Genomic DNA, 22,504 nt, shown 5'->3' with positions numbered 1-22,504 from the left:
CGTCGTCGTGACAGCAGAACACCGCACCGACCGCGTCACCGTGCTCGCGGGCGGGGTCGGCGGGGCCCGCCTCGCGCACGGTCTGGACCTCGCGGGGACGGACCTCGCGGTCGTCGTCAACGTGGCGGACGACGTCGAGCTGCACGGGCTGTGGATCTCGCCCGACCTCGACACCGTGACGTACACGCTCGCCGGTCTCGCGGACGAGGAGCGTGGCTGGGGCGTCGTCGGGGAGACGTACGCGACCCTGGAGGCGATGGGCCGGCTCGGCGAGGACACGTGGTTCACGCTCGGCGACCGCGACCTCGCGACGCACGTCGTGCGGACGGCCCGGCTGCGCGCGGGCGCGCCGCTGTCCGACGTCACCGCGCAGCTCACGTCCGCGCTCGGCGTCCGGGCGCGCGTGCTGCCCGTGACCGACGACCGCGTCGCGACGCTCGTCGACACGCCCGCCGGGCGCCTCGGGTTCCAGGAGTACTTCGTGGGCCGCCGGCACGCGGACGACGTGCTCGGTCTCGTCTACGACGGCATCGACGCCGCGCGCCCGGCGCCCGGCGTGCTCGACGCGGTGACCGGCGCCGACGTCGTCGTGGTCGCGCCGTCGAACCCGTTCCTGTCGGTGGAGCCGGTGCTGGGCGTCGCAGGCGTGCGGGAGGCTCTCGCCGGGACGTCAGCGCGACGCGTCGCGGTGAGCCCGATCGTGGGCGGTCGCGCGCTCAAGGGCCCGGCGGCGCAGATCCTCACGACGCTCGGGCACGAGGTCTCCGCGCTCGGCGTCGCGCGCCTCTACGCGGGCTTGGTCGACGTCATGGTCATCGACGACCACGACGCGCACCTCGCGGACGCCGTCCGCGCGCTCGGGATGGACGTCGTCGTGACGGACACGGTCATGGGCGGCGCCGAGGGCCGCGAGCGCCTGGCGCGCACGCTGCTGCGGTCGGCGGGGATCGCGCGTGGGTGACCTCGTGCGGCCCGACGGCGGCCCTCGCCCGGGCGCCCCGGGCCCGAGGCGCGTCGTGGCGGTCGTGCCGCTGCGCGACGGGTCGTCGGGGAAGTCGCGGCTCGCGCACGTGCTCGACCCCGCGTCGCGCAGCAGGCTGATCGGCGTGCTCGCGCGGCACGTCGTGGGGACGCTGCTCGCGAGCGACGGCGTCGAGCGCGTGGTCGTCGTGACGTCCGACCCGCGGTTCACGTGGCGGGCGCTGCGGGACGTCGTGGTCGACGAGTCCGCCGACGCGGCGCACGCCGCGTCCGACGACCTGCCCCTGCTGACCGCCGACGCCGACCGGCTGCGCATCGTGCTCCAGCCCGCGGACCGGCCCGGTCTGGACGCGGCGGTCGAGCTGGGCCGGGAGATCGCGGAGGAGGCCGCGGCGCAGGACGCGGCGGCCCCGGGCCCGGTGCGGCTCCTCGTCGCGCACGCCGACCTCCCGGCGCTCACGACCGCGGACGTGGCGGCGCTGCTCGCCGAGGACGCCCCCGTCGTCGTCGCGACGGACCGGGTCGGCGCGGGCACGAACCTGCTCGTCCTCGGACCCCCGGCTTCCGCGCCGTCGAGCACGACCGCGGTCTCGGGAACCGGCGCAGGACGCCAGGAACCTCGCGCTCGGCCCGACGGCGGTCCCGGCGGAGGGGGGTTCCGGTTCCGGTTCGGGCCGGGCAGCCGCGCGGCGCACGTCGCGGAGGCCGAGCGGCTCGGGCTGCGGGCCGTCGTCGTGCAGCGGCCCGGGACCGCCGTCGACCTGGACACGCTGGACGACTGGGGCGAGCTGCCCCCGCCCGTGCGGGCCGCGGTCGGGCTGCACGTCCCGGCGCTGCGCGACCACGACGCCTGACCCGGCACCCGCCCGCGCCGCTACGACGGCCAGGTACCGAGCTCCTCGGCGGGCGCCGCGAGGCCGGCCCGCACGTCCGCGAGGAGGCGCTGCCACGCGCCCTCGTCGAGCGGCCCGGCGCAGTCCAGCGCGAGCACCACGGACTGCGTCGACGCGTCGCCCTCGAACGTCGGCACGCTCACGACGCGCGCCGCCCCGCGCACCCGCACCTCGCCGCGCGGGGTCGTCACCGTCCAGTCCTGGGCCGCGGCGTTCACCCCCTGGCGGGTCACGCCGTCGGCGAGGAGGGGCAGCAGGACGTCGCGGGGAGCCGTGAGGTCGCCGCCGTCCGCGGCGACCGTCTCCGCGAGGAGGGCGGCGGACGCGTCGCGCGGGCCCGCGGTCGGTGCCGCCAGGTTCGTCGCGGCACGTGACGACAGCACGCACGCGCCGCTCGCGCCGACGACCTGCCACCCGGACCGCGCGACGAGCGGTGTCGCGCCCGCCGCGCCACCGAGGCTCGTGACCTCGGGCGGAGCGGCCGTGGGCTCCTCCCCCGGCCCGGCGGAGGCGCCCGCCGTCGGCTCGTCGGAGCCACCCGGAGGCCGCTCCGGGTCACCCGAGGCGGTCGGGTCGTCGGCCGGGACATCGGCGGGCGGCCGGTCCGTCCGCGTCGCGGACGCCGCTCCCGTCGGGTCCTCGGGCGTCGCGCTCCCCGTGCACGCTCCCGCGCCGAGGACGGCGAGCGCGAGCCCGACGGCGAGCGCCCCCGCCCACGAGCGCGTCACGACCGGCCTCCCCAGCGGCCGCGGTGCACGACGTCGTCGAGCGGCTTGCGCGCGCGACGGCGCGGCGAGCCCGTGGCCGCCCGGTCGGCGGGGTGCCCGACGGCGACGACCCCCGTCGGCGCGTACGCGTCCGGGATGCCGAACGCCGCGCGCAGCCGTCCGACCTCGCCCGGCGCGACGCCGAAGAAGCACGCGCCGAGCCCTTCGTCGACGGCGGTCTGGAGCATGAGCAGCGCCGCCATCCCGGCGTCGACGTGCCAGTACGGCACGGCCCAGCGGTTCTCGTCGCGGTCCGCCCAGCCCTTGTCGTCCTCGGCGTACCGGTCGAGGTAGACGTCCTTCGACGTGAGGACGACGACGAGCACGGGCGCGGTGCGCATCCCGGCGAGCCACGCGCTCATGCTCCGCTCAGGCTGCTCGGGCGAGGTCGCGGACCAGAAGCGCGCGACGTCGTCGGGCTCCGTGAGCACGAGGAACGACCACCCCTGAGCGAACCCCGCGCTCGGCGCGCGGACGGCGTTGCGCACGAGGCGGTCGACGGCGTGCGGGTCGACCGGCTCGTCGGTGAACCGGCGCACCATGCGCCGGCGTCGGACGACGTCCTGGAACTCCACGCGGCCCCCTCGGCACGGTCCGGGATCAGGTCCCCGCACCCTATCCGGCGACGCGCCGCGTCATCCGCAGCTCGAGGAGGCGGGGGTCGCTCGGGAGGCGCTGGGTCTCGCCGGTCGGCGCGAAGCCCGCGCGCTCGTAGAGGCGGAGCGCGGGGGTGTTGGTCGCGGTGACCCAGAGCGCGAGCGTGCGCGCGCCGAGCCCGGCCGCGAGGTCGTCGGCGCGCGCCAGGAGCGACGCCGCCACGCCGCTCCCCCGCGCGCCGGGCTCGACCCACACCGACACGAGCTCGGCCACGGTCGGGTCGTCGGGCGAGGGAACGACGGCCGCGACCCCGACCACGGGACCGGGCGACCGGCCGCTCCCGGGCGGGGCGCCGTCGTCGGACTTGCCGCGGTCGCCAGGCGGGCCGCCGTCGGGGACGGTGCGCGCGAGGAGCGTGCGCCCCTGCGCCGCGCGCTCTCGCCACACGTCGTCGGGGAAGGCGACCTCGCGCGCGAGGGTCGAGCCGAACGCGGACGGCGCGTCCGCGAGCGCCCGCAGGCGGACGTCCCGCAGGTCGCGCCAGTCGTCCGGCCGGGTGCGCTCGACGAGCGTGGTGGGCATCGGCCCATCGTGGCAGCCCGGCCCGGCGTGGGTGCGCCGGGCCGGGCCGCTCGGCCGGCTCAGGCCGCGTCGAGGCGCGCGCGCAGCTCGGGGTCGAGCTCCAGGTCGGCCGCGCCGAGGAGGTCGTCGAGCTGCTCGACCGTGCTGGGCCCGACGACCGGGACCACCGGGTGCTCGCCGCCGAGGAGCCACGCGAGCGCGACCTGGTTCGGCGTCGCGCCGAGCTCGCCCGCGACCTCGTGCAGGAGGCGGATGCGCTCGCGCGTGGTCGGGTGGTCGAACCCGTCCCAGAGCGGCTTGTCCCGGCGCACGTACGCGCCCTGGAGGATCGGCGAGTAGGCCGTGACGGCGAGCGGCGGGCGGCCCTCGACGCCCGCGGACGCCGCGTAGTCGAGCAGCTCGTACGACGCCCAGTTGTGCCGCCCGGGCTCGGGCGTCGGGTAGGCGTAGGTGTAGTTCTGCTGGACGAGCCCGTAGGGCGCGACGCCCTGGCGCAGCGCCTCCTCGCGCGCCTCGACGACGCGCCACAGCGCGACGTTCGAGATGCCCGTGATGCCGACAACGCCCTCCGCCTGGAGCTTGCCGAACGCGCCGACGGTCTCGGCGAGCGGCGTCCCGTGGTCGTCGACGTGCCCGTACAGGACGTCCAGGTGGTCGACGCCGAGGTGGCGCAGGCTCTCGTGCGCCTCGTCCGCGACGACGTCGGCGCCGAGCCCCTGGAAGTTCGTCGGCTCGACGTTCTGCAGCGGCAGGGCCGGGTCCTTCTTGGCCGCGCCCAGCTTCGTCGCGATCCGGACCTCGTCGCGCGCACCGCGGCTCGCGAGCCAGCGGCCGAGCAGGTCCTCGCTGTCGCGGCCGTGGCCGCCGGCCCAGAAGCTGTAGTTGTTCGCGGTGTCGAGGAACGTGCCGCCCGCCTCGCGGTAGCGGTCGAGGATCGCGAACGACGTCTCCTCGTCGACGAGCGTGCCCATGTTCATCGTGCCGAGGCACAGGGTCGACACCTCGAAGGAGGTGCGCCCGTCGCCGATGGTGCGGTACCGCATGGTGGTCTCCCTGGGTCTGTCGGTGGTCCGAGCGATCCGTGGTGGACCCGTGGTCTCGGTGACGTGCTCCACGCTAGGGAGGCATCGGCACGGGTGTACGGTCCGATGCCATGGCCGTCGACCAGACCAATCTGCCGTCCGAGCGCCCCGGGCCGACGGCGGCGCTCGCCTGGGAGGCCCTGCTCGACCTGGGCGCGGGGCCGGGGTCGCGCGTCGAGCGGCTCGAGCGCGCGGTCCGCGACGCCGTGCACGCCGGCCGCGTCCCCGTCGGCGCGGCGCTGCCGCCGAGCCGACAGCTCGCCGAGTCGCTCGGGGTGTCGCGGTGGGTCGTCACGGAGGCGTACGGCCAGCTCGTCGCGGAGGGCTTCCTCGAGGCGCGCACCGGCTCCGCGACCCGCGTCTCCGCCGCAGCCGGCGCCCGATCGACGAGCCCGAGGGGAACGAGCGCGCTGGGCGAGCGGCCCACGAGCCCGGCGGGAACGACGGTGCGCGCGGGTCGTGGCGGGCCTGGCGGGAGCCGCGAGGAACGAGCGGCGGACGGTAGACCCGCGCGCGCCGTCGTGGACGCCGGGCGGACCGACACCGGCAGGACCCACGCCGCGCGCGCCCGGTTCGACCTCGCGCCGGGTGTCCCCGATCTCCGGCACGTCCCGCGCGACGCGTGGCTCCGCGCGGCACGCGAGGCGCTCGGCACGTCCGGCGGGACGGCGTCGAACGACGACCTCGGGCAGCCCTCCCCCGCCGGGCACCCGCACGCGCGCGCCGTCGTCGCCGGCCACCTGCGCCGGGCGCGCGTCGTCACCGGGCCGGACGACGCCGTCGTGCTGACGCGCGGCGCGACGGACGGGATGGCGCGCGTCGCCGCCGCGCTCGTCGAGGCCGGCCACACGCACCTGCTCGTCGAGGACCCGAGCTGGTCGGTGCTGCGCGACGTCGCGGCGCGCGCCGGTCTCACCCCCGTCCCGGTCCCCGTGGACGCCGGGGGCGCGGACGTCGGCGCGCTCGTCGACGCGTCCCGACGGACGGGCGCGCGGGCCGCGCTCCTCACGCCCGCGCACCAGTTCCCCACCGGCTCCGCGCTCGCACCCGAGCGGCGCGAGGCCGTCCTCGCCTGGGCGCGGGACGTCGACGGCGTCGTCGTCGAGGACGACTACGACGCCGAGTTCCGGTACGACCGCCGGCCCGTCGCCGCGCTCCAGCAGCTCGACCCCGACCGGGTCGTGCTGCTCGGCTCGGTGAGCAAGACGATGAGCCCCGCGTTCGGCGTCGGGTGGATGGTCGTGCCCGCGCGCTGGCGCGAGTCCGTCGCGCGCGCTGCCGCACCGCACGGCCCGACGGCGGCCCCGTCCACCGTCGACCAGCTCACGTTCGCGCGGCTCGTCGCGTCCGGCGGCTACGACCGTCACCTGCGCGCCGCGCGCGGGCGCTACCGCCGCCGTCGCGACGCCGTGCTCGACGCCCTCGCCCGCGAGCTGCCCGGCGCCACGGTGCGCGGCATCGCGGCGGGGATGCACGCCCTGCTGTCCCTGCCGGGCTCGCCGGACGGTCCCGCGCCCGACGCCGCGCACGTCGTGCGCGAGGCCGCGCGGCGCGAGGTGACCGTCGTCGACCTGCGCCGCTACCAGGTGCGCCCCGCCGAGCGGTCGACGACCCTCGTGCTCGGGTACGGCAACCTCGCCGACGCCCGCGTCGACGAGGCGGTCGCCCGGCTCGCCGACGCGGTGCGTGCCGCTACTCGTCGTGGGACAGGAGGCTGAACTCGGCGAGCAGCTCGCCGATCTCGGTGGCGTCCACCTTCTTCTGGAGCCGGTCGCGCAGGATCCGCGGCCCGGGGATGTCGAGCTCCTCGCCGTCGCGCAGGGCGCTCACCGCGGCGAGCAGCTTGCGGACGTCGTACGTGCTGTTGAAGACCTCGGGCACGCCGCGCTCCAGGTCGAGCAGCTGGTAGGCCGCCTCCATGCCGGTGCGCACGGAGTACTCGGTGGTGAAGATCGTGTCCCGCGTCGTCTCGGCGAACTGGCCGATGAACGCGAAGTTGCGTGCGCCGTCGGGCACGACCTGGGGCCGGTCGCCCGCGTGCCGGGGCATGAAGAACGCCGTGACGTACGGCATCATCACGGGCACGCAGCTCGCGGCCTCGGCGGCGAGGGTCGGGATGTCGGCCTCGGGGACACCGAGGTGGTAGAGCCACTCCTGCGTGATCTCCTCGCCCGTGCACTCCTGGAGCGACTTCTTCACGTAGTCGCCGGGGGTGTCCACGAACAGGCCGTAGACCCACACGACGATCTCGTCGGGCGACTGCGCCTTGAAGTGCGGCTGCCGGTTGACGGTCCAGCTCATCAGCCACGCCGAGTCGCGCGCGGTGACGATGCCGCCCGTGACGACCTTCCCGCTGAACGGGTCACGCCGGCAGATGCGCTCGATGTGCTCGGGGATGCGCCGGTCGAGCGTCGTGACGGTCGCGGACTGCCACTTGGTGAGCGGGATGTCGGTGCTGAAGACGTCGGGCCGGCCGAACGAGGGGTCCTTGGCCGCGACGCGCCGCCACAGGTCCCACGCGGGCGCGGGCCCCGTGTCGAGGCGCGCGGGCGTGTGCTGGTCGCCGTTGTCGGAGTTCTCGGTGAGCGAGCCGATGGTCGCGATGACGAGGTCGTCCTCGCCGAGGTCGATCGTCCGCTCGACGGCGGCCCCGCCGGACTCGTGGGCCGCCGCGTGGTCCAGCAGGTGCAGCCGCGTGGCGACCTTGCGGTCCGGGGCGAGGTCGAAGTCGACGTCGGTGACCTCGACGTGGAACCGGAACGTCACACCCTGGTCCATGAGCCAGCGCGTGAGCGGCAGCACCATCGACTCGTACTGGTTGTACTTGGTGAACTTGAGCGCCGAGAGGTCGGGCAGGCCGCCGACGTGGTGGATGAACCGGTGCAGGTAGAGCTTGAACTCGAGCGCGCTGTGCCATTCCTGGAACGCGAACATCGTGCGCCAGTAGAGCCAGAACTGGCTGTCGAGGAAGTGCCGCGACATGACGTCCTCGATCGACTTCCCCTCCATGTCCTCGCGGCGCGCGAGGAAGATCTTCGTGATCTCCTTCTGCGCCTTCTCGTCGAGGCGGAAGAGGTTGTCGAAGTGCGCGTCCTTCCCGCGGTCCTCGGTGACGCGCTGGAGCGAGAAGTTCGGGTCGTCCTTGTTGAGCCAGTAGAACTCGTCGAGGACCGAGACGCCCTCGGTCTCGATCGACGGGACGGAGCGGAACAGGTCCCACAGGCACTCCATGTGGTCCTCGAGCTCGCGCCCGCCACGGATCACGAACCCGCGCCGCGGCTCCTTGATGCCGTCGAGCGCGCCGCCGGGGAGCCGGAGCCGCTCGTAGACGGTGATCTTCTCCCCCGGCACCTGGCCGTCTCGGACGAGGAAGCCCGCCGCGGAGAGCGACGCGAGGCCCGCCCCCACCAGGTGCACGGACCCGAGCCGGTCCGTCCGCTCCGGCCTGCGCGGCCGCGCGAACGCCTCGTAGTTGCCGCTGGAGTAGTACATGGCCTGCCCCTCACCGCCGACGACGTGGACGGAGCACCGCCCGCGGTGGTGCTCCCCTGCCATGCTCGCGCCGGGGTCGACGGACCGCACCTCGGTGCCCGGACGCACCCCAGGGGACGTGCGCCCATGCGGGGCCGGGGCGGCCGCGCGCCGTCGGGCACGCCGGCCGCCCGCGACGATCAGAGCCGCTCGGCGAGCATCTCGACGAGGGCCTTGCCCTGCACGCCGGCGAGGTCGTCGGCCTGCGTGCGGCACGAGAACCCGTCCGCGAGGTACACGTCGCCGGGGGCGGCGTCGCGCAGCGCGGGCAGCAGCGCGTTCTCCGCGACGGCGACCGACGTCTCGTAGTGGCCCTTCTGCATGCCGAAGTTGCCTGCGAGACCGCAGCAGCCGGCGAGGACCTTGATGGTCGCGCCCGCGTCGCGCAGCAGCCGCTCGTCCGCGGCGAAGCCCATCACCGAGTGCTGGTGGCAGTGCGGCTGCACGACGGCGGTCACGTCCGAGAGGTCGGGCACGCGCCACCCGGACTCGCGCCCGGGCGCGGTGTCGACCGAGGTGAGGAGCTCGGCGAGCGTGCGCGTCGCGGCGGAGACCGCCTGGGCGCGGGGGTCGTCGGGGAACAGGTCCACGAGGTCGGAGCGCAGCACGGCCGTGCAGGACGGCTCGAGCCCCATGATCGGGATGCCGTTCACGGCGTACGGGCCGAGCACGGACAGCAGGTTCTCCAGGCGCTTGCGCGCGCCGTCGAGCTGGCCCGTGCTGATCCACGTGAGGCCGCAGCATGCCTGCTCGTCGGGCACGACGACGTCGTACCCCGCCGCGGTGAGCACCTTGACGGCGGCCTGCGGCACGCCCGGCGACATGTTGTCGCTGAACGAGTCGGTCCACAGGACGACCTTCGGGCGCTCGTCGCGCACGGGGCGGCCGGGCTGCTGCCCGATGCGCAGGCCGGGCACGCCCTGGGTCGCGCCGCCGCGACTCCACCACGTGCGGAACGGCACCTCGGCGAACTCCGTCATGGAGCGGCGCGTGTCCATCCCGCCCGCCCACAGGACCGCCTTCGCGAGCGGCCGGAACCCGAGCAGCTTGTTGGCCAGGCGCGGCATCCCGGTCGCGAGGCGCGCCCAGACCGGGAGCCAGCCGAGCGAGTAGTGGTCGACGGGGCGCAACCTGCCGCGGTACGTCCGGTACAGGACCTCGGACTTGTACTGCGCCATGTCGACGCCCGCGGGGCAGTCGCTCGAGCACGCCTTGCAGGACAGGCACAGGTCGAGCGACTCGCGCACCTCGGGCGCCGCGAGACCGCCGACGAGCGTGCCGTTCACCGCCTCCTGGAGCACGCGGGCGCGGGCGCGCGTGACGTCCTTCTCGTCCTTCGTCGCCTGGTACGACGGGCACATGAAGCCGCCCGCGGCGCTGGTGTCGGCGCGGCACTTGCCGACGCCGACGCACCGGTGCACGGCCTGGGTCATGTCGCCGTGGTCGTGCGCGAACGAGAAGCCCTGGTAGCCGGCGCGGCGAGAGATCTTCGTGACCTTCGCGGGCGCGGCCGTGCTCGTCCCGGGCGTCCCCGGCGCACCGACCTTCGACAGCAGCGGGTGCGCGTGCGGGCGGCGCAGGTCGTCGTCGACGGCGCTCGGGCGCACCACGACTCCCGGGTTCATGACGTCCTGCGGGTCGAACAGCGCCTTGAACCGCTCCATGAGCGCGATCGCCTCGGGGCTGTACATGACCGGGAGCAGCTCCGAGCGTGCGCGGCCGTCGCCGTGCTCGCCCGAGAGCGAGCCGCCGTACTTCGCGACGAGCTCGGCCGCCTCCAGCATGAACGTGCGCAGCACCGAGCCCGACGCCTCGAGCGGGATGTCGATGCGCAGGTGCACGCACCCGTCGCCGAAGTGCCCGTACGGCAGGCCGTCGACGCCGTAGCGCGCCATGAGCGCGTCGAGGTCGCGCAGGTAGTCGCCCAGCTTCTCCGGCGGGACGGCGGAGTCCTCCCAGCCCGGCCACGCCTGCTCGCCCGCGGGCGTGCGCCCGGCGAGCCCTGCGCCGTCGGCCCGGATCTGCCACATCTTGGTCGCCTCGGGGCCCGCGGGCAGGATCATCGTGGCCTCGCTGCCCGACGCCGCGACGATCGCCTCGGCGTTCGCCATCGCCTCCTCGGGGGTCGCGCCGCCGACCTCGACCATGAGCCAGCCGGCGCCCGGGGGCAGCGGCGGCACGGACGCGTCGCCCTTGGCGCGGCGCACGACGTCGACGAGCCGCGCGTCGAGGCCCTCGACCGCGAGGGGGCTGAGGCCGAGGAAGGTCGGGACGTCGTCGGCCGCGGACGGCATGTCCGGGTAGCCGAGCACGACGAGCGTCGGCTTGGACGGCACCGGCACCAGGCGCACCGTGGCCTCGAGGATCGTCACGAGCGTGCCCTCGGTGCCGACGAGCGCCTTGGCGAGGTCCGAGCCGTTCTCCGGCAGCAGGTGCTCGAGCGAGTAGCCCGACACCTGGCGCCCGAACCGCCCGAACTCCGTGCGGATGAGCGCGAGGTTCTCGCGGACGAGCTCTGCCAGACCGGGGACCGCCGCGAACGTCGGGTCGCCCGTGCCGGCCGTGAAGCGGCGCCCGCGGCCGTCGACGACGTCGAGCGCGAGCACGTTGTCGACCGTGCGCCCGTACGCGACGGCGTGCGGCCCGCACGCGTTGTTGCCGATCATGCCGCCGAGCGTCGCGCGGTTCTGCGTCGAGGGGTCCGGGCCGAACCGCAGCCCGTGCGGGGCCGCCTCCTGCTGGAGCGTCGACATGACGACGCCCGGCTCGATGCGCGCCGTGCGCGCCTCCGGGTCGACGTCGAGCACGCGGTTCACGTGCCGCGTGAAGTCCAGCACCACGCCCGGGCCGATCGAGTTCCCCGCGACCGACGTCCCCGCCCCGCGCGCCGTGACCGGCACCTCGAGCTCGCGCAGCACGTCCAGCGCGGCGACGACGTCGTCCGCGTCCTGCGGGTAGACCACGGCCTCGGGCACGACGCGGTAGTTCGACGCGTCGGTCGAGTACTCCGCGCGGCGTCGCGTCGCGGTGTCGACCGTGCCGCGCACGACCGTCCGTAGCGCGTCCGCGAGCGCCGCGCGCGCGGCGTCGGCCGCCCGTTCCGCCTCGCGGACGGCAGCGGCGCGCTCCGCCTCCGGCGACGTCGTCGCGCGGGAGCCGGACCGCCGCGAGCCGTTCCCGTGCTGCGAGGCGGGGGTCGTGGTGGCGTCGATCTCAGCGGACACGTCGCGATTGTCGCACCCCCGCGCCCGCACCTTCCGGCCCGTCCGCCCCCTGACCCCCGATCTGCCGAGGTAGAGCCCTGGTCTGCCGAGGTAGAGGCGTGGTCTGTCGAGGTAGAAGGGTGGTCCGCCGACGTAGAGGCCTGGTCATGCCAGACGGCGCGGGGTCACCGATCACGGCTGAGGCTGCGGCCGGCATGGGCACCTGATGCCCGACGGCGGCCGGTCGCCCGCGGCGGGCGGGTCGCCGCTGCCCGACGTGAGCGAACGACGCCGCGGGTGATTCGCCCAGGTGAGCGAAGACCTCGGCGAGACGACGCCGGGCGGGGTGGGTGGTGGTGCCGCGTCGTGGCGGGCCTGGCGGGAGCGACGCGAGGAACGAGCGGCGCGGATGGTAGACGCGGCACCACCACCCACCCCGACCACCCGACGCAACCACACGCCGTCGGGCACGAGAACCACGGCTCTACCTCGGCAGACCACAGTTCTACCTCGGCAGACCAGGGCTCTATCTCGGTAGACCAGGGCTCTATCTCGGCAGACCTGGGCTCTATCCCGTGAGTCAGAGGACGAGCTCCGGCTGGAGCTTCTTGATGGTCCAGACGCGCTGCTTGCGGGCGGCGACCGTCGTCAGGGCCAGGGCCGCGACCAGCACGACGACGAGCACCGTGACGTCGCGCGTGACCGTCGCCATGTTGCCGCCGTAGAGCAGCTGGCGCAGGCCCTCCACCGCGTACGTCATGGGCAGGAACCGGTGCATGGAGCGCAGCGGCTCGGGGATCGTCTGCCACGGGAACGTGCCGCCCGCGGTGACGAGCTGGACGAGCATGAGCACGAGCCCGAGGAACTGGCCCGCGGCGCCGAGCCAGACGTTGAGCGCCTGGAGGATCGCGACGAACGTCGCCGACACCAGCACGAGGAACAGCGCGGTCCCGACGCCGTGGACCGGATCGATGTCGAGCGCGAACTTCGTCACCGTGAACATCGCGGCGACCTGGACGACGCCGATCGCGGCCGGGGTGAGCCATCCGCCCAGGGCGGTGGCCAGACCCGACCTCCCGGCGGCGAGGGCCCGCGACGACAGCGGGCGCACGAGCAGGAAGAGCACGTAGGCGCCGATCCACGTCGCGAGGGACAGGAAGAACGGCGCGAGGCCGCCCCCGTACGTGCCCGCGGACGACAGCGCGTCGCTCTTCACGGACACGGGGTTGCCGATGGTCTCGGCGGTGTCCTGGCGGGTCTGCTCGTCGAGGTCGGGCACCTGGCCGAGACCCTCGGCGAGCCCGTCGCGGAGCTGCGTGACGCCGTCGACGAGCTCGCCCGAGCCGTCGCGCAGCTGCGACGTGCCGTCCGCGAGCGAGGTCGCGCCGTCGGAGACCTGGCGCGTGCCGTCGGCGAGCTGCGAGACGCCGTCCACGAGCTGCGGGGTCGCGGCGGCGAGCTGTCCGGTGCCGTCGGCGAGGCGGTCCGCGCCGTCGGCGGCGCTCGCGATGCCGGAGGTCAGCTGCGGCGTCGCGCCCGCGAGCCGGGCCGCGCCGTCGGACACCTGGCGCGACCCGTCGGCGAGCTGGTCGAGCTTCCCGGACGCGGCGGTCACCTGGTCGACGGCGCCCTGCACCTGCTCGCGCTGCTGGTCGAGCACGGGCCCGACCTGCGCCCGCACCTGGTCCGCGGTCGCCCGGTCGATGACGCCGTCGGCGACGAGCTGGTCGAGCCGCGCGTCGACGTCGCCGCGGATCGTGTCGAGCGTCGGCAGCACCTCGCCCGCGGCGGCGGCCGCCTGCTGCCCGTACTGCGCGACCTGCGCGTTCCCGTCCGCGACCTGCGCGGCGCCGTCGGCGAGCTGCTGGGTCTGGGCGGGCAGGGACGACGTCGCGCCCCGGAGCGTCCCGAGCCCGGACGCGAGCGCGTCCGCGCCGTCGTCGAGCTGCCCGACGGCGTCCGCGAGCGTCCCGGTGCTCGCGTCGAGACGCTCGGCGCCGTCGGCGGCCTGGCCCGCGCCGTCGGCGAGGGCGTGCGCACCGTCGTCCGCGGTGACGAGGCCGTCACGGAGCTGCGTCGACCCGTCGAGGAGCTGGTCGGCACCGTCCACGGCGTCGGCGAGGTTGGTGTGGATGGACGCGAAGCCGCGCAGGAACGTGTCGGCCGCCTCCGTGCCCACCTGCTCGGCGATCGAGTCGCGCACCTTGCCGACGATCTGGTCCGCGATCGTGCGCGCGAGGTAGTTGTTCGCGTCGTTGGTGATGAGCGTGAGGCTCGCCTGCTGCGGCTCGAACTCGCCCGCGGACGCGAGGTCCGCCGAGAAGGTCGGGCCGATGACGAGCGCGGCGTCGTACCGCCCGGACCGCACGCCGTACTCGGCGTCGACCTGGCTGGTCTCGACCCAGCCGAAGCCGCCGTCGTCGAGCAGCTGGTCGGCGACGTCGCGCCCGAAGTCGCGCCGCGTCGTCGCGCCCGTCTGGGCGTCGGTGGTCGTCGTGCCCTCGTCGAGCACGACGAGCGCGGCGGGGATCTCGTCGAGCTTGTCGTACGGGTCGTGGTTCGCGAACAGGTAGAGGCCCGCGTAGAGCGTGGGGATGAGCGCCATCGCGAGGATCGCGAGGCGGGGCAGCGTGCCCGCGGCGAGGCGGCGCAGCTCGGACAGCCCGAGGCGGATCGCGGTCATCGGTCCTCCTCGGGGTCGTGCGGGGCGGCGGGCTCGTCGGTCGTGGTGGGCGCGGTGGGCGCGGTCCCGGGGACGGGCTGCTCGGGAGCCGGGCCCGGCTCGGGCGCGGGGTCCGGCCCCGGCGCGGGGTCGGGGTCCGGCGCAGGGTCTGGGTCCGGCGCGAGGTCCGGGTCCGGCGCGGGGTCCGGGTCGCGCGGCGGCTCGGGGCGCGTGCGCAGCACGACGGCCGGCGGCTGGTGGATCGACGCGCCGCGCGCGGGCGGGAGGTCCACGCCGAGGTCGCGGGCCGAGGCGCGCGTGCACTGCACGAGCACGCCGTACCCGGCGCCGGCGAGGCTCTGCGCGACCTCCCACCAGCCCGACGGCTCTCCCCCGTGCCGGTCGGGGAGCGTGAGCACGAGGAACCGGACGTCCGGGTCCTCGGCCGCGAGCGCCGCGAGCAGCGCGGTGCGCACGACCCCGGGCACCTGGTCGAGGCGCCGCGCGCGGTCGGTGGTGAGGGAGTGGTCGGCGAGCCAGCGGGTCACGTCGGTGGGCAGCGAGCGGCGGCCGGCGAGCGCGAGGCCCTCGGCGACGACGTCGGCCACGGTGAGCGCGTCGTCGGGCTCGCTGATGCCGGGCACGTCGACGACGGCGGTCACGTCGCGCAGGGTCGCGGCGGCGCCGCGCGCGGGGCGGCCGGAGCGGTGCGACGGCGCGCTCGCCGGGGTGAGGCGGACCTCGCCCGCGGACGGGTCGAAGCGGCCGGTGGCGACGAGGGCGAGCGCGGTGTGCCCGTGCCCGGGCTCCCCGGCGACGAGGACGCACTCGCCCGTGGACCAGGCGAGGTCCATCGGCTCGAGCATGGGCTCGCGCCGCCCGTCGACGCGCACGTCCGTCAGCGTGATCTGCATCCGGTTCTTCCCCTCCGTGGCGTCCCGGGCCTGCCCCGGGGCGCCGTTGACTCACGGTCAACAACGCTACGCCTCTTGTTGACTCGCGGTCAACAACAGCGTAGAACGGTGTCATGCCTCGCACGCCCACCCCCGCCGGCCCCTCCGGCGCCGACGGCTCCGTGCGCGCCCGGCCGGGCGGCGCCCGCCGGCGGCGCGAGCCCGCCGACCGACGGCGCGAGCTGCTCGACGCGGCCGCGCGCCACGCCGACGAGCACGGCCTCGACGCCCTGACCCCGGCGGCCGTCGCGGCCCGCTCGGGGGCGTCGAAGGCGCTCGTCTTCCACTACTTCGCGTCCACGGCCGGGCTGCGCCGGGCCGTCGCGCTGGAGGCCGTGGCGGAGCTCGAGGCGGCGACGGTCGCACCGGACGATCGTCCCCTCGTCGAGCGCCCGGCGCTCGCCGTCGCCTCCTACCTCGACGCCGTCGAGGCGCGCCGGCTCGTCTGGCAGGACCTGTGGCGCGGGGTGCTCGCCGAGGACGACGCCACCCAGGAGGCGCTCGCGCGCGTCCGCGACAGCCTCGTCGCGCGCCTGACCTCGACCGTGAGCGCCACCACGACGGACGCGCTGCCCACGACGCCCCGCCTCCGGCTGCTCGCCGCGGGCTGGGTCGCCCTCGTGGAGAACGTCACGGCCGCGTGGCTCGGCGGCGGGGACCTGAGCCGCGCGGACATCGAGAGCCTCGTGCTCGCGAGCGCCGTCGTGCTCGTGCCCGAGCTCCCCGAGCCTGCGCGCGGCGCCGTCCTGGCCATCGCCCGGGCGAACTCGCCCGCGGCGGGCTAGCGTCGGGGCGACGGGCAGCGGACGAGGTCGGGAGGCAGCGCATGCGCGTGGTGGTCGTCGGAGCGAGCGGGAACGTCGGCACGGCGGTCCTGCGCCGGCTCGCGGAGGAGCCGGTCGTGACGTCCGTCGTGGCGGTCGCTCGGCGCGTGCCGCGCGCCGACGGGTCGAGCACCGTGCGCTTCCCGCACGACGTCGCGACCTGGCGGTACGCGGACGTCGCGGCCTCCGACGCCGACCAGCGGCTCGACGCCGCGTTCGCCGGGGCGGACGTCGTCGTGCACCTCGCGTGGGCGATCCAGCCGAGCCACGACCGCAAGCGGCTGCGGCGCGTCAACGTCGAGGGCACGCGCCGCGTCGTCGAGGCGGCGCAGCGGGCGGGCGTCGCGCACGTCGTCGTGGCGTCGTCCGTCGGCGCCTACTCCCCCGCCCCGTACGCGGGCGACGCGCGCGACACCCCGGTGAACGAGGGCTGGCCCGTCGAGGGCGTCCCGGGCTCGTCGTACTCGGAGGACAAGGCGGCCGTCGAGACGCTGCTCGACGACCTCGACCGGGAGACGGGGATCGTCGTCTCGCGCGTCCGCTCGGCGCTCGTGTTCCAGCGCGACGCGGGCTCCGAGATCGCGCGGTACTTCCTCGGCCCGCTCGGCACGCGCGTGCTGCGTCGCGACCCGCTCCCGGCGGTCCCGCTGCCCGACGGCCTACGGCTCCAGGTCGTGCACGCCGACGACCTCGCGGACGCGTACGCGCGGATCGTCGTGGGCCGGCACCCCGGGCCGTTCAACGTCGCTCACCCCACCGTGCTCACGGCGCAGGACGTGGCCGACGTCGTCGCGGACGGCTCGCTGCGCACCGTGCCCTACGCGACCGCGCGGACCGCCGTCGCCGTCGCGTGGCGCGCGCGCCTCGCGCCCGTCGGCGAGGGCTGGCTCGACATGGCGATGCGCGTGCCCGTGCTCGACACCGAGCTCGCGACGGAGCTGCTGCGCTGGCGCCCCGTGCACGGCGCGAAGGACACGCTCGCCGAGCTCGTCGACGGCATCCGGGCGGGCGCCGGGACGTCCTCGCCCCCGCTCCTCCCCCGCTGACCGGACCCGCTCGCGGCGCCACGCCCCTGACACGACGGACCCCGGGTCGCGCGCCGTCCGGCGGTGCGCGGCCCGGGGTCCGTCGTCGGTGCCGGGGTCAGCTCTCGAGCGTGGCGTCCAGCGTGATCGTCGGCACGCCCGCGAGCGCCTTCGAGACGGGGCACGTGGCCTTGGCCGCCTCCGCCGCCTGCTGGAAGCCGGCGGCGTCGATGCCCTCGACCTCGCCGCGGACGGTCAGCGCGATCTCCGGGATCCGGAAGCCGCCTGCCGGGTCCGGCGCGAGGGTGACCTCCGCCGTGACCTCGAGCGAGACGGGCGTCGCGCCGGCCTCGCCGAGCAGCGCGGAGAACTGCATCGCGTAGCAGGACGAGTGCGCGGCGGCGATGAGCTCCTCGGGGCTCGTGACCCCGCCCGGGTCGTCGGCGGCGCGACGCGGGAAGGACACGTCGTACGTCCCGACCTTCGAGCTCGTGAGCTCGACCTGGCCCTGGCCGTCCTGGAGGCCGCCGTTCCAGGCGGTGCGTGCGATACGGGTGGGCATGCGAGATCTCCTTCGACGTCGTGGGTCCCGGGCAGGACCCGGTGCCCCGACCGTAACCCGCCGCGCCGCGCCCCGCCGGGACGGGGTGCGTGAGGTCTGCGTCACGCGGCGCGCTCAGCCGAGCGTGCCCGCCGGGCGGTAGACGACCGACGACGCGCGGTCGTCGAACGAGCCCAGGGTCGCGCAGTGCGGCGTGCAGTTCTTCTTCGTGCCCGCGTACGAGTAGGAGTCGTAGAGCGTCGCCCAGCACCCGGCGTACGTCGACGCCGAGGAGACGACGTTGTTCATGAGGAGGTTCGCGAGGTTCGGGAACCCGTACGTCGAGCCGGTGTGGCACCCGTTCGTACCCGACCCGTAGAGCACCTTCGACGCGCCCTTGTAGCTCGGGTCCCGCCACAGCACGCCGAGCACGATCGACCCGGCCGCGGCCGTCGTCGCCCGCTCCGCCGCGGCCCGCGGGCCCGCCGTCGTGGTCGCGTTGAGCTCGCCGACGAGGCCGTCGACGTCGGCCCGCGTGGCGCGACCGAGGCGCGACGGCGCGACCTCGTCCCCCGACACGAACTCGAGCGCCTCCTCCAGCGAGCCGAAGCACACCTCGGGTGCGGCGGGCAGCGAGGCGGGGTCCTCGCCGGGGAGGAGAGGCTGGGCCTCGACGGCGCAGCTCTCGCCGGTCGCGACGGGCTGGTCGGCGAGCGGGACCGCCGCGAGGTCGTCCCCCGGGGCGGCCCGGACGCCCGGCGGCGAGGCGAGCGCCGGGCCGGCGACGGCGCCCACCAGCACGAGACCGGCGACGAGGCCGGCGGACAGGGCGCGGAGCGGAGTGCTGGTCATGGTTCTCCTTCTGCGTGGGCCACGCCCCCGGGTTCGCACCCCGTGGACCTGACGCGGGAAGGGGACTCCCACAGGACGGCCACGTCCCGTGACCCCGCCCGCATCCTAGGGCGGACGGTCCCTCGGGGCCCGGCGGAGGTCCCCTGCCGCTGGGCAGGTCGGGCGGTCGTTGGTTACCGTGCTCGGGTGGCCTCGGTCCCACCCGGGCGAGACCGCTGGGAAGGACCCATCCACGAACCCTTCGCCGAACCGGCACTGCCGGGGAGATGAGTGTCGATGAAGCACCGTTCTCTACCCGTGTCACTGACCGCCGCCGCCGCGAGCCTCGCGGTCGTCGCGGCCGCCGCCGCGCCCGCCGCCGCGGACCCGCCGCCCGACCCCGGCAACGCCTTCGGCGTGCAGTCGGGCGCGTCGCTCGAGCCGACCGAGAAGGTCGCGCCGTCGCTCGCCAAGGCGACCGGCACGGTCACCGCGTTCGTCGAGCTCGACGCGCCGTCGGCGGTCGACCTCACGGCGCAGGGCGCGAGCCCCGACGAGGTCGAGGCCAACGCGCAGGAGGTCGCGCAGCTCGCGGACGACGTCGTCCCGCAGCAGGCGACCGCCCGCAGCGCGGGCGCGCGGAACCCGCAGCAGGTGTCGGTCACGAGCACGCTCGTCGCGGGCGTCGTCGTCACGGGCGACGCGGCCCGCGTGCGCGACCTCGCGCGCGACGCCTCCGTCCGCACGGTCTACCGGATCATCCCCAAGAAGCCCGCGAACAAGGGCACGGACGTGTTCACGCGCGCGCTCGAGACGTGGCAGAGCACCGGCCTCACCGGCGAGGGCGTGCGCATCGGCATCATCGACACCGGCGTCGACTACACCCACAAGGCGTTCGGCGGCCCCGGCACGCAGGAGGCGTTCGACGAGGCCTACGGCGACCGCGGCACCGGCCCGGTCCCGGAGGGCACGTACGACGAGCTGAAGTTCCTCGGCGGCCACGACTTCGCCGGGTACGACTACGACGCGAGCGGCACCGTCCCCGGCACGACGCTCGTGCCGACGCCCGACGAGAACCCCATCGACTCGCTCGACTCGGTCGGCTCGGGCCACGGCTCGCACGTGGCCGGCACGACGGCGGCGTACGGCGTCACGGCCGACGGCGAGACGTTCGACGGCGACTACTCGACGCTCACCGCCGTCTCCGACTGGCAGGTCGGCCCGGGCTCCGCGCCCCAGGCGGGCATCTACGCGCTCAAGGTGTTCGGCGACCTCGGCGGCTCGACGGGCGTCGTCGTCGACGCGCTCGAGTGGGCGGCCGACCCGAACGGTGACGGCGACCTGTCCGACCGCCTCGACATCGTCAACCTCTCCCTCGGCTCCGACGGCTCGCCCGCGGACGACCCGGAGAACCTCTTCATCGACCAGCTCTCGCGCCTGGGCACGCTGTCCGTCATCGCGTCGGGCAACGCGGGCGACGTGACCGACGTCGGCGGCTCGCCCGGCAACGCGCGCACCGCGCTGACGGTCGCGAACTCGGTCGGCGACACGCAGACGTTCGACGCGGTCCGCGTCGAGGCGCCGGAGTCCCTCGCCGGCACGTACCCGGCGCAGAACTCCCAGGCGTACGCGGGCACCGCGGACGTCACGGCCCCGGTCGCGTTCGTCGCGGACGACTTCTCCGGCTGCGCCCCGTTCACGCCCGAGCAGGCGGCCGCCGTCGCGGGCAAGATCGCGTTCCTCTACTGGGACGACGACGACGCGACCCGTGCGTGCGGCAGCGCCGCGCGCTTCAACAACGCGGAGGCCGCGGGCGCCGTCGGCGTGCTGCTGTCCTCCGAGCTGTCGTCGTTCGTCGCGGGCATCGCGGGCAACCCCGGCATCCCCGGCGCCCAGCTCACGGGCCCGAGCCACGCCGCGCTGCGCCCGGCGATCGAGGCCGGAGAGGTCACGCTGACCGTCGGCCCGTCGCTCGCGCTGTCGTCGTTCGTCTCGATCCCGGAGATCGGCGACACGCTGAACAGCGGCTCGTCGCGCGGCGTGCACGGCTCGCTCGGCGTCGCCAAGCCCGACGTCGCGGCGCCCGGCACCGGCATCGCGTCCGTCGCGTCCGGCCGCCTGGTCGGCGCGAGCATCAAGTCCGGCACCTCGATGGCCACCCCGCACGTCGCGGGCATCGCGGCCCTCGTCAAGCAGGCCCACCCGGGCTGGGCGCCGGCCGAGGTCAAGGCGTCGGTCATGAACACCGCGACGCACGACGTCTTCACCGGCCCCTCGGGCACGGGCACCGCGTACGGTCCCGAGCGCGTGGGCTCCGGCCGGGTCGACGCCGTCGACGCGGCCACGAACACGACCCTCGCCTACGCGTCGCAGGACTCCGACCAGGTGTCCGTCGCGTTCGGCGTCGTGCCCGTGGGTGCGGACCCGGTCACGGTCCGCAAGACCGTGACGGTGCAGAACACCGGCGACACCCCGAAGACGTACTCGACCGGCTTCACGCAGTCAAGCACGGCCGGCGGCGCCACCGTCTCCGTCGCGCCCGCGTCGATCACCGTCCCCGCAGGCCAGCGCACCGTCGTCACGGTGACCCTCACGGCGGACCCGGCGACGCTCGCCAAGGAGCTCGACCCGACGTCGTCGGCCGACTCCGGCGTCGGCGTGCCGCGCGACTTCGTGTCCTCGGTGAGCGGCCGCGTGGTCCTCACCCCGACGGACGGCGGCAGCGAGCTGCGCGTCCCCGTGCAGGCGTCGCCGCGGCTCGTGAGCGACCTGTCCGCCAAGCCCGTCGCCTTCCCGGGCACCGCGACGACCGCCGAGCTCGACCTCGACGGCCGCGGCGTCGACTCCGGCGGCTGGACGTCGCTCGTCGCGCCGTTCGAGCTCAAGACGACGAGCCCCCGCCTCGAGGCGGACGCGGCGGTGGGCGCCTCGGCGTCGGCCATCGCGGCGGCCGACGTGCGCGCGGTCGGCTTCGCGTCCACGGCGCCGCAAGAGGCCGCGGCCGGGGGCGACCCGGCCGACGGCTTCATGGGCATCGCCGTCGCGATGGACGGGGAGTGGGCGAGCCTCGGCTCCGTCTCGATCCCCGCGGTCGAGGTCGACGTCGACTCCGACGGCTCGGCCGACTTCGAGGTCGCGGCGGTGAAGTTCGACACCGAGATCGACGTCACGCTGGCCGTGACGTACACGCTCAAGGACTGGACCGACCCCGACGGCACGGAGCACGACGCCGGCGACGTCATCGACCAGCAGCCGGTCAACACCGTCTGGGGCGACGTCGACACCTCGGTGTTCGACAACAACGTCGTCGTCATCCCGGTCGGCATCGGGTCCCTCGGGATCGAGGAGGGCGACGTGCCGACCTTCCAGGTCCTCACGTACTCGCCGTACTCGCAGGCCGCCGACCAGCTCGTCGACGCGAGCGAGACGTTCACGGCCGACCCGTACGACCCGGCCTACTGGTTCGGGGGCGAGGGCGAGCTCGTGTACGCCGGGGCCGACGACGCGCCGATCACCGTGCACCGCTCGGAGTCGGCGGTCGAGGCCGGCAGCGGGAAGCTCCTGCTGCTGCACCTGCACAACGCGACGCCGACCTCGCGCTGGCAGACCGTGGACGTCACGACGTCCGCCGTCGTCGACGCGACCGTCACGGCCGAGGCCCGCTGCCTCGGCGGGAAGGCGCACGTCGCGGTGCGCGTGCTCAACGAGTCGGGCGCGACGGCCGACGTCGTCGTGACCACGCCGTACGGCCAGAAGACGTTCCCGAACGTCAAGGACGGCAAGAACGCCTACCGGTCGTTCTCGTCGCGCGCCGCGTCGTTCGACGCGGGCTCGGTGACGGCCACGCTCACCGCCGAGATCGACGGCGAGGAGGTCACCACGACCTACGACGCCGACTACGAGGCGCTGAGCTGCTCGTGACGCCCGCCGCCTGAGCGCCCCTCGCGAACGCTCGTGCGACACCGCCCGACGGCGCCCGGTCCCCACGGACCGGGCGCCGTCGGCGTGTCCAGGGCTGCGTGAGCCACGGGT

General features: G+C 75.5%; 16 protein-coding genes. 6 read left to right on the top strand and 10 right to left on the bottom strand.

Translation table 11 applies throughout. The annotated features are described in order from the left end of the window. The first annotated feature begins 7 nt into the window (after nucleotides 1–7). Together cofD and MT994_RS18110 are read left to right on the top strand one after the other, a co-directional pair. The gene (gene cofD / locus MT994_RS18115; protein WP_354807371.1) at nucleotides 8–961 is read left to right on the top strand and encodes a 2-phospho-L-lactate transferase; all 954 of its coding nucleotides are present in this window, start codon (nucleotides 8–10) and stop codon (nucleotides 959–961) included. Beyond that, nucleotides 954–1,835, top strand: a complete 882-nt coding sequence (locus MT994_RS18110) for a 2-phospho-L-lactate guanylyltransferase (RefSeq protein ID WP_354807370.1) — start codon at nucleotides 954–956, stop codon at nucleotides 1,833–1,835. The genes cofD and MT994_RS18110 overlap by 8 nt, the downstream gene beginning before the upstream one ends. A gap of 20 nt (nucleotides 1,836–1,855) precedes the next feature. Here the strand turns inward: MT994_RS18110 and MT994_RS18105 are convergent, their stop codons facing one another. The 4 genes from MT994_RS18105 to MT994_RS18090 are packed head-to-tail and all read right to left on the bottom strand — an operon-like array spanning nucleotide 1,856 to nucleotide 4,863. After that, nucleotides 1,856–2,602, bottom strand: coding sequence for a hypothetical protein (locus MT994_RS18105; RefSeq protein ID WP_354807369.1), 747 nt, complete (start codon nucleotides 2,600–2,602; stop codon nucleotides 1,856–1,858). Further along, complete coding sequence (locus MT994_RS18100) at nucleotides 2,599–3,216, bottom strand: nitroreductase family protein (RefSeq protein ID WP_255179588.1); 618 nt, start codon at nucleotides 3,214–3,216, stop codon at nucleotides 2,599–2,601. Before MT994_RS18100 ends, MT994_RS18105 begins: the two co-directional genes overlap by 4 nt. Nucleotides 3,217–3,256: 40 nt before the next feature. Beyond that, nucleotides 3,257–3,820 (bottom strand): GNAT family N-acetyltransferase, encoded by a 564-nt coding sequence (locus MT994_RS18095; protein WP_354807368.1) that lies wholly within the window; start codon nucleotides 3,818–3,820, stop codon nucleotides 3,257–3,259. Nucleotides 3,821–3,879: 59 nt separating this feature from the next. After that, nucleotides 3,880–4,863: an aldo/keto reductase gene (locus tag MT994_RS18090; RefSeq protein ID WP_354807367.1), complete on the bottom strand. Its 984-nt coding sequence runs from the start codon at nucleotides 4,861–4,863 to the stop codon at nucleotides 3,880–3,882. A gap of 110 nt (nucleotides 4,864–4,973) precedes the next feature. On the opposite strand from MT994_RS18090, the gene MT994_RS18085 reads away from it, so the two are divergent. Beyond that, nucleotides 4,974–6,620 carry a PLP-dependent aminotransferase family protein gene (locus tag MT994_RS18085; protein WP_354807366.1) on the top strand — a complete coding sequence of 549 codons (1,647 nt, stop codon included), beginning with the start codon at nucleotides 4,974–4,976 and terminating at the stop codon, nucleotides 6,618–6,620. On the opposite strand, the gene MT994_RS18080 is transcribed toward MT994_RS18085, so the two are convergent. From MT994_RS18080 to MT994_RS18065, 4 genes are all read right to left on the bottom strand, one after another. Beyond that, on the bottom strand, nucleotides 6,595–8,394 hold the full coding sequence (locus MT994_RS18080; protein WP_076404674.1) for an oleate hydratase: 1,800 nt from the start codon (nucleotides 8,392–8,394) through the stop codon (nucleotides 6,595–6,597). The genes MT994_RS18085 and MT994_RS18080 overlap by 26 nt on opposite strands. 179 nt (nucleotides 8,395–8,573) lie before the next feature. Continuing rightward, nucleotides 8,574–11,480, bottom strand: coding sequence for an FAD-linked oxidase C-terminal domain-containing protein (locus MT994_RS18075; RefSeq protein ID WP_354807384.1), 2,907 nt, complete (start codon nucleotides 11,478–11,480; stop codon nucleotides 8,574–8,576). 736 nt (nucleotides 11,481–12,216) lie between these two features. After that, entirely contained in the window at nucleotides 12,217–14,319 is a 2,103-nt protein-coding gene (locus MT994_RS18070) for a YhgE/Pip domain-containing protein (RefSeq protein WP_354807365.1), read from the bottom strand. Then, nucleotides 14,316–15,212 carry a hypothetical protein gene (locus tag MT994_RS18065; RefSeq protein WP_354807363.1) on the bottom strand — a complete coding sequence of 299 codons (897 nt, stop codon included), beginning with the start codon at nucleotides 15,210–15,212 and terminating at the stop codon, nucleotides 14,316–14,318. The genes MT994_RS18070 and MT994_RS18065 overlap by 4 nt, the downstream gene beginning before the upstream one ends. A gap of 113 nt (nucleotides 15,213–15,325) precedes the next feature. Between MT994_RS18065 and MT994_RS18060 the strand changes: the two genes are divergently transcribed. Beyond that, complete coding sequence (locus MT994_RS18060; protein ID WP_086149727.1) at nucleotides 15,326–16,036, top strand: TetR/AcrR family transcriptional regulator; 711 nt, start codon at nucleotides 15,326–15,328, stop codon at nucleotides 16,034–16,036. A gap of 41 nt (nucleotides 16,037–16,077) precedes the next feature. Continuing rightward, nucleotides 16,078–17,121, top strand: a complete 1,044-nt coding sequence (locus MT994_RS18055) for an NAD-dependent epimerase/dehydratase family protein (protein ID WP_076404548.1) — start codon at nucleotides 16,078–16,080, stop codon at nucleotides 17,119–17,121. A 97-nt stretch (nucleotides 17,122–17,218) separates the two neighbouring features. On the opposite strand, the gene MT994_RS18050 is transcribed toward MT994_RS18055, so the two are convergent. Together MT994_RS18050 and MT994_RS18045 are read right to left on the bottom strand one after the other, a co-directional pair. Then, the gene (locus tag MT994_RS18050; RefSeq protein ID WP_354807361.1) at nucleotides 17,219–17,662 is read right to left on the bottom strand and encodes an OsmC family peroxiredoxin; all 444 of its coding nucleotides are present in this window, start codon (nucleotides 17,660–17,662) and stop codon (nucleotides 17,219–17,221) included. A gap of 114 nt (nucleotides 17,663–17,776) precedes the next feature. Continuing rightward, entirely contained in the window at nucleotides 17,777–18,493 is a 717-nt protein-coding gene (locus MT994_RS18045; protein ID WP_354807360.1) for a hypothetical protein, read from the bottom strand. Nucleotides 18,494–18,790: 297 nt separating this feature from the next. Between MT994_RS18045 and MT994_RS18040 the strand changes: the two genes are divergently transcribed. Continuing rightward, a complete protein-coding gene (locus tag MT994_RS18040; RefSeq protein ID WP_354807358.1) occupies nucleotides 18,791–22,393 on the top strand; it encodes a S8 family serine peptidase in 3,603 nt (1,200 codons plus the stop codon). The last annotated feature ends 111 nt before the right edge of the window (nucleotides 22,394–22,504 follow it).

Source organism: Cellulosimicrobium sp. MI9406, assembly GCF_040595865.1.
In the GTDB taxonomy this organism is placed as follows: domain Bacteria; phylum Actinomycetota; class Actinomycetes; order Actinomycetales; family Cellulomonadaceae; genus Cellulosimicrobium; species Cellulosimicrobium funkei.
Note: the sequence above shows the minus strand (reverse complement) of the source record. Positions and strands in the feature narration are given on the sequence as shown.